Below are 14322 nucleotides of genomic sequence, written 5' to 3' on the forward strand. Positions count from 1 at the left end.
CTGCGAGAAATCTTCACATACAGCCACCGCCACGGTCCTCACCAGGCAGGACATTGGAGCGGCTGACTGGCGGGCGGGCCCGTTCTTGGTAACCTGGCGGGATCATGGAGCAGCGCTATGTCGGCCGCAGCGGCCTGTCGGTGTCCCGGCTGGGGCTCGGCACGATGACCTGGGGCCGTGACACCGACCCGGAGGAGGCGGCCGCCCAGCTCCGTTCGTTCGTCGAGGCGGGCGGCACTCTCGTCGACACGGCCGACGTCTACACCGGCGGCGACTCCGAGCGGCTGCTCGGCCGCATGCTGCGCGACTCGGTGCCGCGCTCGGAGCTGGTGATCTCGACCAAGGCCGTGGTCACGCCGACCGGCCGCCGGCCGCGCGACGCCTCCAGGCGCCACCTGATCGCCGCCGTCGACGAGTCGCTCAACCGGCTCGGCCTCGACTACGTCGACCTGTGGCAGCTCCACACCTACGACGCCGAGGTGCCGCTGGAGGAGACCCTGGCCGCCCTCGACGCGATCGTCTCCTCGGGCCGGGCCGTCTACGCCGGGGTGTGCGACTACGCGGGCTGGCAGCTCGCCGCCGCCGCGGTCACCCAGAAGTCGGTCCCCGGCCGCATCCCGATCACCTCGGCCCAGGTGGAGTACTCCCTGCTGGCCCGCGAGCCCGAACGCGAGCTGCTGCCCGCCGCCGCCCACCTCGACGTCGGGGTGCTGGCCTGGTCGCCGCTCGGCAGGGGCGTGCTGACCGGCAAGTACCGCACCGGCATCCCGGCCGACTCCCGCGCCGCGACGCCGCACTTCGCCGACTTCGTCCGGCCCTATCTCGACGAGCGCGGCCGCAGCGTGGTCGAGTCGGTCACGACCGCCGCCGACGGGCTCGGCGTCTCGCCGCTGGCGGTGGCGCTGTCATGGGTGCGCGACCAGCCGGGGATCGCCTCGGCGATCGTCGGCGCCCGTACGCACACGCAACTGAAGGGCATCCTGTCGGCCGAGGACGTCGTGCTCCCGATCGAGATCCGGGAGGCACTCGATGACGTGTCGTCGCTCGACTGACGAACGAGAATCCATCTCGCGTATCACTAGTCGATACCGAATCGCAACTTTACCGGGAAAAAGCCTGCGTCTGACGGGCCTTGTCCATAAGGATTTCCTCCTGAAGCGACACAGGAGGGGACGGATGGGGAGCAGGACCGCGATCTCGGCCGGGGTGCTCGCGGTGGCACTGGGGGCGATCCCGGTGGGGGCGCCCGCCGCTTCCGCCGCCGCCCAGGACTGCTCACGCGACGGGGGCCTGCTCTCGGGCGTGACCAGCACGCTGTGCGACGTCGTCGGCGCGCTCACGGGCACGGTCGACGACCTGACCGGCGGCAAGACCGAGCCGGTGACCAAGGGCGTCAAGGACACCACCGACGAGGTGCTCGGCGCTGTGGGCGACGCCGTACCGACCGGCAAACCCGGTAAACCCGACAAATCTAGTAAACCGGGCAGCTCGGCCCGGCCCTCCCCCAGCCCCACCGACGACCTGGTGCCCGAGGCCCTCAAGGACGTCTGCCTGCCGGTGCTGGCCTGCGACGACCAGGGCGTGCTCGAGACGCTCGCGCCGCACGCCACGACCTCGCCCGAGACCGGGACGAAGACCGGGACCGACACCGACACAGAGGCCGGGCGCCGCCGGGACCGGCCCCGCGAGCGCACCGAGCAGGACACCGCGCCGCTGCCGACACAGCCGCCCACGCCGCCGCAGCACAGGCCCTACACGCTGGACGACGAGCGGCCGGTCACCGCCGAGGAGCCGACCGCCGATCCCGACGACTCGCGGGTGGAGTTGTTGTGGCCCAACCCGTTCGCACGGGAGCTGGCCGTGCCGCTGCGCGACCAGCGGGTGGTGCGGCCCAGCCCGCCGGCTCGCGACGTGCTGGGCACGGTGCTGACGATCCTCCTGCTGGGGTCGGCGGTGCTGGCCACCCGGATCGTGCAGCAGCGGCGGCACCGGGCCGAGCCGAGCGAGACGATCCCGTTCGAGCCGGCCCCGGCCAACAACGGCAGGCACCGCCTGGCGTGAGGCGGGCTCAGCCGCCGATCGCGTGGGCGCCGCCGTCGACGTGGACGATCTCGCCCGTCGTGGCGGGGAACCAGTCGGACATGAGCGCCACGCACGCCTTGGCGGCCGGGACCGTGTCGGTGAGGTCCCAGCCCAGCGGCGAGCGCTCCGGCCAGCTCTCCTCGAACTCCTTGAAGCCCGGGATCGACTTGGCGGCCATCGTGCGCAGCGGCCCGGCCGAGACCAGGTTGACCCGGATGTTGTGCTTGCCCAGGTCGCGGGCGAGATAGCGGCTGCACGACTCCAGCCCCGCCTTGGCCACGCCCATCCAGTCGTAGACCGGCCACGCCTTGGAGGCGTCGAAGTCGAGGCCGACGACCGCGCCGCCCTCCTTCATCAGCGGCAGGCAGGCCACCGCCAGCGACTTGAACGAGTACGTGGAGACCTGCAGGGCGGTGGCGACGTCCTCCCACGGCGTGTTGAGGAAGTTGCCGCCGAGGGCGCTCTGCGGCGCGAACCCGATGGAGTGCACGACGCCGTCGAGCCCGTCGACGTGCTCGCCGACGCGGGAGGCCAGCGTGTCGAGCTGGTCGGTGTCCTGGACGTCGAGCTCCAGCACCGGCGGGGTCTGCGGCAGCCGCTTGGCGATGCGCTCGACCAGGCTCAGCCGGCCGAACCCGGTGAGCACCACCGTGGCGCCCTCCTCCTGGGCCAGCTTGGCCACCGAGAAGGCGATGGAGGCGTCGGTGAGCACGCCGGTCACCAGGATCCGCTTGCCTTCGAGAATTCCCACGTCAGTGCCCCATTCCGAGTCCGCCGTCGACCGGGATCACGGCCCCGGTGATGTAAGAGGCGTCGTCGCCGGCCAGGAAGCGGACGACGCGCGCGATCTCCGCGGGGGCGGCCTGCCGCCCGAGCGGGATGTTCTTGACGATGGCCTCCTGGTCGAGGCCGGACGTCATGTCGGTGGCCACGAAGCCGGGCGCGACCACGTTGACGGTGATGTTGCGCGAGCCGTACTCGCGGGCCAGGGAGCGGGCGAAGCCGACCAGGCCGGCCTTGGAGGCGGCGTAGTTGGCCTGGCCCGCCTGGCCGGACAGGCCGACCACCGAGGAGATGAGGATGATGCGGCCGCGCTTGAGCTTCATCATGGGCCTGATGGCGCGCTTGGCCACGCGGTAGGCCCCGGTCAGGTTGGCGTCGATGACGTCGGTGAAGGTCTCCTCCTTCATCATCGCCAGCAGGGTGTCCTTGGTGATGCCCGCGTTGGAGACGAGGACCTCGACCGGCCCCTGCTCGGCCTCCACCTTGTCGAAGGCGGCCTCCACCTCGGCCGTGCTGGTGACGTCGCAGCGGACGCCGAACAGGCCCTCCGGCGGCTCCCCCGATCGGTAGGTGACCGCGACGGCGTCGCCGGCCGCGGCGAGTTCACGGGCGATCGCGAGGCCTATGCCGCGATTGCCTCCGGTGACGAGTACAGAGCGTGCCATGGCATCTGACGCTATCTCTTACTTGCGAGTATCCGCTTGTCCGGGTGGTACAAGATCACAGGGTTAGGATCGTGGACATGCGCCAGATCGATCCCGATTTCCTGGAACTGCCGCTGCGGCAGCTCGCGGACGCCGCCTTGCAGCGCGCCCGCGACCTCGGCGCCGAGCACGCCGACTTCCGGCTCGAACGCGTCAGGGCCGAGACGCTGCGCCTGTACGACGCCCGCCTCGAAGGCTCGCTCGACGCCGACGACCTCGGCTACGCGGTCCGTGTCGTCAAGGGTGGCACATGGGGGTTCGCGGCCGGCATCCACCTCACCCCGCAGGCCGCCGCCGCCGTGGCCGAGCAGGCGGTGCGGGTGGCCGAGGTGAGCGCGCCCGTCAACCGGGAGCCCATCGAGCTGGCGCCGGAGCCGGTGCACGCCGACGCGGTGTGGGTCTCCGACTACGACGTCGACCCGTTCGAGGTGCCCACCTCCGACAAGGTGGGGCTGCTGGCCGAGTGGTCGGCGGGGCTGCTCAAGGGCGCCGACCACGTCTCGGCGCGGCTGCTGCAGGTCAAGGAGCAGAAGTTCTACGCCGACAGCTCGGGCACCGTGACCACGCAGCAGCGCGTGCGCGTGCATCCGTCGCTCAACGCGATGAAGGCGCACGAGGGCGGCTTCGACGACATGTCCACGATCGCGCCGCCGGTCGGCCGCGGCTACGAGTACCTGACCGGCACGGGCTGGGACTGGCCGGCCGAGCTGGCCCGCCTGCCGGAGCTGCTGGCCGAGAAGCTGGCCGCGCCGTCGGTGGAGGCGGGCGACTACGACCTGGTGATCGACCCGTCCAACCTGTGGCTGACGATCCACGAGTCGATCGGCCACGCCACCGAGCTCGACCGCGCCCTCGGCTACGAGGCCGCCTACGCCGGCACCAGCTTCGCCACCTTCGACCAGCTCGGCGAGCTGGTCTACGGCTCGCCGCTGATGAACGTCACCGGCGACCGCACGGTCACCCACGGCCTGGCCACGGTCGGCTACGACGACGAGGGCGTGCGGGGCCAGAGCTTCGACATCGTCAAGGACGGCGTCCTGGTGGGCTACCAGCTCGACCGGCGCATGGCGCTGATGAAGGGGTTCGGCCGCTCCAACGGGTGCGCGTTCGCCGACTCCCCCGGCCACATGCCGATCCAGCGCATGGCGAACGTGTCGCTGGCCGCCGCGCCCGGCGGGCCCTCCACCGAGGAGCTGATCGCGGGCGTCGAGCGCGGCCTGTACATCGTGGGCGACAAGAGCTGGTCGATCGACATGCAGCGCTACAACTTCCAGTTCACCGGGCAGCGGGCGTACAAGATCTCGCATGGGAAGCTGGCCGGGCAGGTCAGAGACTTCGCCTACCAGGCCACCACGACCGATTTCTGGCAGTCGATGGAAGGGGTCGGCGGGCCGGGCACGTACGTGCTGGGCGGCGCCTTCAACTGCGGCAAGGGCCAGCCGGGGCAGGTCGCGCCGGTCAGCCACGGATGCCCGTCGGCGCTGTTCAGGGGCGTGCGCGTGCTCAACACCGTGCAGGAGGGCGGGAAGTGACTACTCCGCAGGAGATGGTGGAAAGGGCCCTGGAGCTCTCCGCGAACGACGGCTGCGTGGTGCTGGTGGACGAGGGGTCCACCGCCAACCTGCGCTTCGCGGGCAACACACTGACCACCAACGGCGTGGCCCGCTCGTCCCGGCTGACCGTGATCTCGGTCGCGGGCGAGGGCGTGGGCGTGGTCTCGCGCTCGTCGGTGCGCGACGACCAGCTCGCCGACGTGGTCGCGGCGGCCGACCGGGCGGCGCGCGAGGCGCGTCCGGCCGAGGACGCCCGCCCGCTGGTCGAGGGCGGCACCGCCGCGGCCGGCTGGGACGACGAGGTGCGGCCGACCGACATCGGGGTGTTCGAGAGGTTCGCGCCCGCGCTCGGCGAGGCGTTCTCGGCCGCCGAGGCCGGCGACAGGAAGCTCTACGGCTTCGCCGAGCACTCCCTCACCTCGACCTTCCTCGGCACCTCCACCGGCGTGCGGCTGCGCCACGACCAGCCGACGGGCCGCCTGGAGCTCAACGCCAAGTCCGGCGACCTGAAGCGGTCGGCCTGGACCGGCGTGTTCACCGAGGACTTCGCCGACGTCGACGTCGCCGCGCTCGGCGCCTCGCTGGCCCAGCGCCTGGAGTGGGCCAAGACCCGGGTCGACCTGCCCGCGGGCCGCTACGAGACGCTGCTGCCGCCCAGCGCGGTGGCCGACCTGATGATCTACCTGTACTGGTCCTCGGGGGCCAGGGACGCGCTCGACGGCCGCTCGGTGTTCTCCGGGCCGGGCGGCGGCACGCGGGTGGGCGAGCAGCTCGCCACGCTGCCGATCACGCTGTCCAGCGATCCCCTGGCCGCGGGCATCTCGTGCGCGCCGTTCGTCACCGCGCACACCTCCAGCCGCGACAGCTCGGTGTTCGACAACGGGCTGCCGCTGGGCCGGACCGACTGGATCAGGGACGGCCGGCTGGAGGCGCTGCTCCAGACGCGCCACTCGGCCGGGCTGAGCGGGCTGCCGGTGACGCCCGGCATCGACAACCTCGTCATGACCGGCCCGGCGGAGGGCGCGCGCTCGCTGGAGGAGATGATCGCCTCCACGCGGCGCGGGCTGCTCGTCACGTGCCTGTGGTACATCCGCGCGGTCGACCCGCAGACGCTGCTGGTCACCGGCCTCACCCGCGACGGCGTCTACCTGGTCGAGCACGGCGAGGTCGTCGGCGAGGTGAACAACTTCCGGTTCAACGAGAGCCCGGTCGACCTGCTGGGGCGCGTCACCGAGGTGGGCGCGCCGGAGCGCACGCTGCCGCGCGAGTGGAACGACTACTTCCAGCGCACGGTGATGCCGCCGGTGCGGGTGCCGGACTTCAACATGTCGACGGTCAGCCAGGCGAGCTGACGCCCACCCGCCCGAACGCGCCGCCCGAACCCGCCGCGCCCGCCGTCCCGCCCGTCGCCCCGCGATCGGACGGGACGGCGGGCGTCGTCGTGCGGTCCGCCGTCCGAGAGGCCCCCAGGGCGCCGCTGGACGGCCCCCGGGTGGGGCGGGTGTCAGTGGCCTCCGCGCGTGCCCGCGGAGGCTCCAGGGACGGTCAGGAGTCCTCCAGGCGGAAGCCCACCTTCATGCCCACCTGGTAGTGCGCGATGTCGCCGCCGTCGAGATGGCCGCGGATCTCGGTGACCTCGAACCAGTCCAGGTGGCGCAGGGTCTGCGAGGCCCGCTGGAGGCCGTTGCGGATGGCCTGGTCAAGGCTCTCCCCCGACGTGCCGACTATCTCAGTGACCCGATACGTTCGATCCGTCATCTCCCCATCCTCCTTACTCGAAGGCCATGATCGCATGTCCCTCTCCGCCGCCCGGCCGCGCCGTCGCGCCCTGCCCGTACGAGGTCTACCGTGGAAGGTATGAAGGGGTGGCGCAAGAAGCAGGACGTTCACCAGGTCACGGACGCCAGACCTTCGCTGACGGCCGACATCCGCAAGCGCGAGGTCGCCTACCTGATCAAGATGGGCATCCGGACGATCTGCCTGATCCTGGCGGTCGTGCTGCCGTTGCCGTGGCCGTTCCGGCTGGTGTTCATCGCCGGGGCCGTGTTTTTGCCATACATTGCGGTAATCGGGGCCAATGAGCGAGGCGAGGGCGCCCCGCCACCTGCCTTTCAGTCTCCCGAGGCTAACCAAACCGAGATACCGCTGCATCGACGCGAGATCGGGTCGTGACTAAGTCTTGACGCATCCCATGGGTTGTAGGTGTACGCTTTAGGCAAGCGCTCCGGTCCCCCGTCGGAGTGCTGGTGCCGGCGTTCCGGGCCCCCGTCGGAACGCCGATGAAGCGACGCCGGGTGGTTTGCCCCCGTAACCACCCGGCGTCGCCCTTTTCCTGGCCAGCCCTTTGCATTGGACGATCAGTCCCCGCGCCGGCCGGAGTCCGATAGGACCGCTTTCCCGAAATCGTTTACACCGCCCTCCTCCTCGTATTTCACAGGAAATCTTGAGGAAGGGGACGGCTTGACTTCAAGAGTTCGTTCGAGTGTCAGCCGTCAGTCAGCGTCTCGGTGGTGGCCCGCTCCCAGTTCTTCGCCAATGTGATCAGTTTGGCCGCGGCGTCCTCAGGGGCGGTTCCCGCCCCCTGGGCCAGCCCGAGCAGGTAGGCGGTGAGCGGCGCGGCGGGCCTGGCCACCCCGTGGGCGACCTCCTTGGTCAGGTCGAGGACCAGGTCGCGGTCAACCCGGGCCGGGTCGACGCCCAGTTCCCCGCACACCAGCGCGGTCCACTCGGTGAGTACGTTCATGCGAGCCTCCTTCAGGTCGTCCATCGTGTCGCAGTCGAACCACGGCCGGCCGGGCGAGGCCAGCCGCGTTCCGGTCAGGGGGCCCAGCAGGCCCTTGAGCGAGCGCCCGGCGTAGGCGTCGAGGGACGCCCGCAGCTCCGGCACCGGCCAGGCGCCGACGAGCCACTGCTCGCGGCCCTCGTCGTCGACCATGACCGCCCCGGCGCCCGGACGGGCCGCCGCCAGCAGCTCCCGCACGTGCGCCGCCGTCAGGAACGGCAGGTCGCCGGCGAGCAGGACCAGCCACGGCGCGTCGACCTCGCGCAGCCCGGCGGCCAGCGCGGGGACGGGCCCGCCGCCCGGCGGGTCCTCCCGGGTGAAGAGCACCCCGGGCAGGTCGCGGCGGGGGCCCACGACGACCGTGCGGCGCGCCCCGGACGCCGCCGCGACCACCCGCTCGACCAGCGGACGGCCGCCGACGGCCAGGCCGGGCTTGTCCGCGCCGCCCAGGCGGCGGGCCGCTCCCCCGGCCAGGATCACCGCGTCGAAGGGGTCGACGGGCACGCTAGCCGCCGATGGCCGACATCGGCCTGGACGGCTGGAGGAAGGACGGGTCGTCGATGCCGTGCCCGGCGCGCTTGCGCGAGACCGCGGCGATCCAGCGGGCGGCCAGGTCGTCGTCGGAGGCGCCCGCGCGCATGGCGCTCTTGAGGTCGGACTCCTCGGTGGCGAACAGGCAGTTGCGCACCTGGCCGTCGGCGGTGAGCCGGACCCGGTCGCAGGCCCCGCAGAACGGGCGCGTCACCGAGCCGATCACCCCGACCCTGGCCGGGCCGCCGTCGACCAGGAACCGCTCGGCCGGGGCGCTGCCGCGCCGCTCCAGGTCGTCGGGCGCCAGGTCGAAGGCGGACGAGAGGCGTTCGAGGATCTCGTCGGCGGTGATCATGCCCTCGCGGGTCCAGCCGTGCTGGGCGTCGAGCGGCATCTGCTCGATGAAGCGCAGCTCGTAGCCCTGGGCCAGGCAGAAGCGCAGCAGCGGGACGGCCTCGTGGTCGTTGACCCCGCGCATGAGGACCGCGTTGACCTTCACCGGGCGCAGGCCCGCCGCGTCGGCGGCGGCCAGCCCCTCGATGACGTCGGCGTGCCGGTCGCGGTGGGCCAGCCGCTTGAACGTGGCCGGGTCGAGGGTGTCGAGCGAGACGTTGACCCGGTCGAGGCCGGCCCGTGCCAGCGGCTCGGCCACCCGGGCCAGGCCGATGCCGTTGGTGGTCAGCAGCACCTGGGGGCGCGGTTCGAGGGCGGTGGTGCGGGTGACGATGTCGACCAGCTCGCGCCGCAGCAGCGGCTCGCCGCCGGTGTAGCGCACCTCGGTGATGCCCAGGCGCTCGACGCCGACGCGCACCAGCCGGACGATCTCGTCGGCCGTCAGCAGCTGCGCCGTGGGCAGCCAGTCGAGCCCTTCGGGCGGCATGCAGTACGTGCAGCGCAGGTTGCACTTGTCCGTGAGGGACACCCGCAGATCCGTGGCCACCCGTCCGAACGAGTCTCGCAACATGGGGCGTCACCTCCTGTCCGTTTTCGCCAGAGAGCCAGAGAGCCAGAGTACGACGGGTGTCGCGCGACCCTCAAAACCGCCTCGCCCTCGCGGCAACGCGCCGCGCTCGTGATCGATTCCGCCGGGTCGCGGCGGATCGTCAGGAGGTGGGCAGGGCGTGGTCGGCGTACCAGGACTCGCGGGCGTCGATGAGCTCCGACAGGTGGGTCCTCGACCACTCGCAGCAGGCCGCCATGGGGGCCAGCAGGCTGCGGCCGAGGGGGGTGAGCGCGTACTCGACTCGGGGCGGGATCTCGGCGTAGGGCGTGCGGGTGAGCAGGCCGTCGCGTTCCATCGCGCGCAGGGACTCGGTGAGGACCTTCGGGGTGATGCCGCGCAGCGGCACCTGGAGCTCGGTGAAGCGCCTCGGGCCCTGCTCCAGGCAGTGGATGATCTTGGCGGTCCACTTGTCGCCGACCCGGAAGGGGGGGACGTGGACGCATTCGGCGAACATGTCGGGGTCAAGGGGTTCGGCCATGGCGTCCATGGTAGGCGGCGGAGGGTCACTATCGTTGCGGGAAGTGACCACCGGGCGTCTACCGTCTGCCGGGCGCGGCCGGGCGTGCCGGCCGCTGAACGGAGTGCTGGACGATGAGCAGGATCGTGGTTTTCGGCGGTGGCGGGCGGGCCGGCGCGCGGGTGGTCGCCCGGGCCCTGGAGCGGGGGCACGAGGTGACGGCCGTGGTGCGCGACCCGGCCCGGTACGCGGGGCCCTCCGGCGACGGCGTCCGTGTGGTCGCGGGTGACGTGACCGACCCGGGGAGCGTGGCGGCGGTCTCGGCGGGGCACGACGTGGCGGTGCAGGCGGGCGCCCGGATGGACGTGCCGTCGGCGGAGTTCTACACGGCGGCGGCACGGGCGCTGACCGCCGGGCTGGCGAAGGCGGGCGTGCCCCGGCTGGTGGCGCTGGGCATCGGCACCCTGCTGGAGGTCGCGCCGGGGACGCGGCTGGTGGACACGCCGGGCTTCCCCGAGGACGCCCGGACGTTCTCGCTCGGGCACGCCGCCGAGCTGGACGTGCTGCGCGAGGAGGGCGGGGCGCTGGACTGGGTGGTGATCGCGCCGCCGCCCGTGGTGCTCGACGACCTGGCGGAGCGCAGCGGGCGTCACCGGTTCGGCGGGGAGCAGGTCATGGCCGCCGAGGAGGGCGGTCCCGCGTTCTCCTACGCCGATCTGGCCGCGGCGGTGGTGGACGAGATCGAGCAGCCGCGGCACCACCGGGTCCAGGTCGCCGTCGGTTACTGAGACATCCGGGGCCGGACATGCCGGAAGCCCGGCCGCACGCGGCCGGGCTTCCGCCGGGTGCTGCTAGTGGCGGCGGCCGCCGTAGACCTTCACCCAGTCCTTGCCCTCGGAGGGGGCCAGGTACCGGGAACCCTCGAAGACGGCACGCCAGGTGCCCGAGGTGTAGGCCCGCTCGGTGGTGTGGAAGTAGCCGTCGCGGCTGGTCCGCACCGACTCGACGTAGTCCCATCCGCTGCTGCCGTCGGCCTGGAAGAGGATCGTGACCCGCTTCGACGCCAGACGGTGCCAGCGCTCGCTGTCCTTGCAGTAGTCGGCGTGGTGGACCGAGACGAAACCGCTGATGTAGTCCTCGTCGCAGGACACCGACAGCTTGCCCTCGATGTCGATGGCCTTGCCGCGCCGAACCGGGTCCGGGCTGACGTCGAGCTGGAGGCTCGTGCGCCCGCCGGCGAAGTCGGGATCGGGGTCCGTGTCCGCCAGGGCGGGCGCGGCGGCGGTGGCCACCAGGGTGGCGCCCACGGCGGCCGCGGCCAGTCCGGCGGCTAGACGTCGCATCATCAAAACAAATCCTTCCCCGTCTGGGACGCGCCTCAGGGACGAAGCACGTCAACGCCTAATGACGCGTAAGGGTAAAGAAAAGTTGCGAAACGACAGATCACAATCAGATAACGACAAATACCCTGGCGGCTTTTGTGCGTGTTTTATCGCCTTAACTGGCGATTTGTCGGGGTTTTGTGGTGTATGCGGCGTAGTGGGAGTTTCCGGGGAAGTGGATCCGCCACAGGCCGCCCCTCCTGGACGGGACGGTCTGCACGAACGCCCCGGCCGCGTCGGTCGTCGTCTCCCCCGCGTCCTCCCAGGCGGGCGAGCCCTCCCCGCGCCACTGGAGCCGCAGCCGCTGCTTGGCGTACGGCCCGAAGTCGGTGAAGCCGCGCGGGTCGATCCGGGTCAGCGAGCCGCGCAGCCGTACGCCGCCGGCGGCCTTCGGCGACCTCTCCACCCGGACGGACGACAGCCTGGTCGCCCTCCTGAGCTCGAAGGAGGCGTATTCGGTGACGGTGGCGCCGTCCGCGTCGCGGGCGGTGGCGCTGATCGTCCAGGTGCCGGTCGGGTAGAAGCGGTTCAGTTTCTTGTCCGGCAGGAAGCGCCAGGTCTGCCAGTCGCCCGCCAGCCTGGCCGGAGGGACCTCCCCCTGCCGCCAGACCAGCCTGGGCGGCAGCGCGTTCGTGACCGGGGCCTTCTGCAGGTCGAGCCTGGGATCGGCGACGAGCGCCAGGGGCATCTGGGCCAGCGGCGCCCCGGCCGGGCCGCCGGAGGGCGCGTCCTCGGGCACGATTCCCGGCCTGGCGTCAGGGGAGGCGGGGGGCTCCGAAGGCGTGTCGGGCCCGGAGGGCGTGGAGGGCGCCGGGAGGGCGGGTTCCGAGGCGGGCGGGAGGCCGGACGGGTCCGGCTGGGGAGGCTTGGCCGACAGCAGCGGGCCGGGAGGCACGCCGGGCTCGACCTTGACGGTGACGCCGTTCTTGCCGCGCGCGCCCCGGGCGATCACGTCGATCACCAGGCTCACGGAGTCGTGGGCGCCCACGACCGGTTCCGCGGGCCGTACGGTGATGGCGCGGATGGCGAGCTCGGTCGCGGCGGGATACGCGGGCACGGGCGCCGTGAGCGATCCCGCCGCGAGCGAGACGAGAAGGAGGCTTCTGGTCATGAGCGAGACGCTAGGAAGCGCCCGGTCATGACCAGGACCGCGACACACACCCCTTATGGCAAAGCCACCGGGGCGAGGGGTCAGCGCGCCTCGCCGTAGAGGGACTCGATGACGTCGGCGTATTTGGCGTGGATGACGCGGCGCTTCAGCTTCAGGCTCGGGGTGAGCTCCTCGGTCTCGGCCGTCCACTCGGTGCCGAGCAGGGCCCACCGTTTGACCTGCTGCACCCTGGCCAGCTTGGCGTTGGCGGCCTCGACGGCGGCCGAGACCTCCTTCAGGACGTCGGGGTGCTCGGCCAGCTCGGCCAGTGAGGCGAAGCCGATGCCGCGGGAGCTCGCCCAGCCGGGCGCGGTCTCGCCGTCGAGGGTCAGCACGGCCACCGGGTGCGGGCGGTTGTCGCCGTAGGCGAGGGCCTGGCCGATGAGCAGGTGCTCCTTGAGGTGGTTCTCGATCTCGGCGGGTGAGACGTTCTCGCCGCCCGCGGTGATGATGAGCTCCTTCTTGCGGTCGACGACGCGGTAGAAACCGTCGTCGTCGACCGTGCCGATGTCGCCGGTGTGCAGCCAGCCGTCGGCGTCGATCAGCTCGGCGGTGGCCTCGGGGCGGTTGAGGTAGGCGCCGGTGTTGAGCGGGCTGCGGGTGAGGATCTCGCCGTCCTCGGCGATGCGGACCTCGACGCCGGGCTCGGCCCTGCCGACGGTGCCCAGGCGGTAGCAGGAGGGGCTGTTGCCGGTGAAGGCGCCGGTGGTCTCGGTCATGCCGTAGACGTCGATGACCTTGAGCCCGAGGCCGGCGTAGAAGTGCTGGACCTCGGCGGGCAGGGGGGCGGCGCCGGTGGCGGTCCATTCGGCGCGGTCGAAGCCGATCATGCCGCGGACGACCGACAGCAGGGACGCGTCCGCCTGGTCGTAGGCGGCCTGGATCTCGGGGGTGATCGTGCCGCCGTACTGGCCGGCCTCGACGTAGGCGGCGCCGGCGGCCATGGCCTGGCGTACGGCGGCCTGCTGCTCCTCCGGCTGGGTGGCGAGCACGGCGAGCAGCCGGGCCATCATCTTCTCCCACACGCGCGGCACCCCGAAGAACATCATCGGCCTGACCTGGCCGAGCGTGGCGCCCAAGCCCGCCAGGTCGGTGCAGAAGTGCACATGCGACATCTTGACCAGCGGGAGGTAGAGGCTGAGGATGCGCTCGGCGATGTGGGCGTAGGTGAGGTAGGAGATCTGGGTGCCGTGCGTCGGCAGCGTGGTGATGCGGTCGGTGGCGGCGACCTCGTAGAAGACGTTGGTGTGGGTGAGCGGCACGCCCTTGGGCATGCCGGTGGTGCCCGAGGTGTACAGGACGGTGACGACGTCGCCTTCGGTCACCTCGCGGGCGCGGGCCTCGACGGCGTCCTCGTCCTCGGCCAGGCGGGCGCGGCCCAGGTCGAGGAAGTCGGCCCAGGACAGGAAACGCTCGTCGCCGGCGGGGGCGCCGTCGAGCATGATGATCCGGCGCAGGCCGTCGAGCCGGTCGAGCACGGGCTGCCAGCGGGCCAGCTCGGCCGGGCCGCCCAGGACGGCGAAGCGGGCGCCCACGTCGCCGGCCACGAACGCGATCTGGTCGGGCGCGAACGTCGAGTAGACCGTGCAGCCGACGCCGCCCGCGTGCACGGCGCCAAGGTCGGCGAGCACGTGCTCGCTGCGGTTGACCATCATGATCGCGACGGCCTCGCCGCGTTCCAGGCCGAGGGCGGCGAAGGCGGCCGCGATCTCCAGGATGCGCCGCCGGGCCTGCCCGTAGGTCAAGGTGGACCAGCCGTCCCCGTCGGGGTCGGAGTACGCGGGCGCGTCAGGGTGCTGGGCGGCCACCTGCCTGAGCTGTTCGCAGACCGTGCGACCGGCGATCTCCCGCTCGATCGAGGCCCGTACGTCGAGGACTTCGGCCATGGCACCCGC

At 72.0% G+C, this 14322-nt stretch carries 15 protein-coding genes; 6 read left to right on the forward strand and 9 right to left on the reverse strand.

What is annotated here, in order from left to right; translation table 11 throughout:
* Nucleotides 1-104 precede the first annotated feature (104 nt).
* Both ACWCSU_RS36600 and ACWCSU_RS36605 read left to right on the forward strand, forming a co-directional pair.
* Nucleotides 105-1052: an aldo/keto reductase gene (locus tag ACWCSU_RS36600; protein WP_357710759.1), complete on the forward strand. Its 948-nt coding sequence runs from the start codon at nt 105-107 to the stop codon at nt 1050-1052.
* 124 nt (nt 1053-1176) lie between these two features.
* On the forward strand, nt 1177-2061 hold the full coding sequence (locus ACWCSU_RS36605) for a hypothetical protein (RefSeq protein WP_449941286.1): 885 nt from the start codon (nt 1177-1179) through the stop codon (nt 2059-2061).
* A 7-nt stretch (nt 2062-2068) separates the two neighbouring features.
* Here ACWCSU_RS36605 and fabI read toward each other — a convergent pair whose 3' ends face one another.
* Both fabI and ACWCSU_RS36615 read right to left on the reverse strand, forming a co-directional pair.
* Nucleotides 2069-2833, reverse strand: a complete 765-nt coding sequence (fabI, locus tag ACWCSU_RS36610; RefSeq protein WP_357710763.1) for an enoyl-ACP reductase FabI — start codon at nt 2831-2833, stop codon at nt 2069-2071.
* Nucleotide 2834: 1 nt separating this feature from the next.
* The gene (locus ACWCSU_RS36615; protein WP_357710766.1) at nt 2835-3530 is read right to left on the reverse strand and encodes a beta-ketoacyl-ACP reductase; all 696 of its coding nucleotides are present in this window, start codon (nt 3528-3530) and stop codon (nt 2835-2837) included.
* Nucleotides 3531-3607: 77 nt separating this feature from the next.
* On the opposite strand from ACWCSU_RS36615, the gene ACWCSU_RS36620 reads away from it, so the two are divergent.
* Together ACWCSU_RS36620 and ACWCSU_RS36625 are read left to right on the forward strand one after the other, a co-directional pair.
* Nucleotides 3608-5101, forward strand: a complete 1494-nt coding sequence (locus tag ACWCSU_RS36620; RefSeq protein WP_357710769.1) for a TldD/PmbA family protein — start codon at nt 3608-3610, stop codon at nt 5099-5101.
* A 14-nt stretch (nt 5102-5115) separates the two neighbouring features.
* Nucleotides 5116-6474, forward strand: a complete 1359-nt coding sequence (locus tag ACWCSU_RS36625; RefSeq protein ID WP_449941326.1) for a metallopeptidase TldD-related protein — start codon at nt 5116-5118, stop codon at nt 6472-6474.
* 193 nt (nt 6475-6667) lie between these two features.
* Here the strand turns inward: ACWCSU_RS36625 and ACWCSU_RS36630 are convergent, their stop codons facing one another.
* Nucleotides 6668-6880, reverse strand: a complete 213-nt coding sequence (locus ACWCSU_RS36630; protein WP_357710772.1) for a dodecin — start codon at nt 6878-6880, stop codon at nt 6668-6670.
* A 99-nt stretch (nt 6881-6979) separates the two neighbouring features.
* Here ACWCSU_RS36630 and ACWCSU_RS36635 point away from each other — a divergent pair, with 99 nt between their 5' ends.
* Entirely contained in the window at nt 6980-7294 is a 315-nt protein-coding gene (locus ACWCSU_RS36635; protein ID WP_357710775.1) for a DUF3099 domain-containing protein, read from the forward strand.
* Between the two features lie 313 nt (nt 7295-7607).
* Here ACWCSU_RS36635 and ACWCSU_RS36640 read toward each other — a convergent pair whose 3' ends face one another.
* The 3 genes from ACWCSU_RS36640 to ACWCSU_RS36650 form a co-directional block, all read right to left on the reverse strand.
* The gene (locus ACWCSU_RS36640) at nt 7608-8408 is read right to left on the reverse strand and encodes an NTP transferase domain-containing protein (protein ID WP_449941288.1); all 801 of its coding nucleotides are present in this window, start codon (nt 8406-8408) and stop codon (nt 7608-7610) included.
* Nucleotide 8409: 1 nt separating this feature from the next.
* On the reverse strand, nt 8410-9399 hold the full coding sequence (gene moaA / locus ACWCSU_RS36645; protein WP_449941289.1) for a GTP 3',8-cyclase MoaA: 990 nt from the start codon (nt 9397-9399) through the stop codon (nt 8410-8412).
* Nucleotides 9400-9538: 139 nt separating this feature from the next.
* On the reverse strand, nt 9539-9916 hold the full coding sequence (locus ACWCSU_RS36650) for a winged helix-turn-helix transcriptional regulator (RefSeq protein ID WP_357710781.1): 378 nt from the start codon (nt 9914-9916) through the stop codon (nt 9539-9541).
* Nucleotides 9917-10029: 113 nt separating this feature from the next.
* Between ACWCSU_RS36650 and ACWCSU_RS36655 the strand changes: the two genes are divergently transcribed.
* Nucleotides 10030-10683 (forward strand): NAD(P)-dependent oxidoreductase, encoded by a 654-nt coding sequence (locus ACWCSU_RS36655; protein ID WP_449941292.1) that lies wholly within the window; start codon nt 10030-10032, stop codon nt 10681-10683.
* A gap of 63 nt (nt 10684-10746) precedes the next feature.
* On the opposite strand, the gene ACWCSU_RS36660 is transcribed toward ACWCSU_RS36655, so the two are convergent.
* The 3 genes from ACWCSU_RS36660 to ACWCSU_RS36670 form a co-directional block, all read right to left on the reverse strand.
* Nucleotides 10747-11241, reverse strand: coding sequence for a hypothetical protein (locus ACWCSU_RS36660; protein WP_357710572.1), 495 nt, complete (start codon nt 11239-11241; stop codon nt 10747-10749).
* A gap of 151 nt (nt 11242-11392) precedes the next feature.
* Nucleotides 11393-12388: a hypothetical protein gene (locus ACWCSU_RS36665; RefSeq protein WP_449941293.1), complete on the reverse strand. Its 996-nt coding sequence runs from the start codon at nt 12386-12388 to the stop codon at nt 11393-11395.
* 80 nt (nt 12389-12468) lie between these two features.
* Nucleotides 12469-14313, reverse strand: a complete 1845-nt coding sequence (locus ACWCSU_RS36670; RefSeq protein WP_357710568.1) for an AMP-dependent synthetase/ligase — start codon at nt 14311-14313, stop codon at nt 12469-12471.
* Nucleotides 14314-14322: the final 9 nt, after the last annotated feature.

This window comes from Nonomuraea sp. NPDC001699 (genome assembly GCF_053596455.1).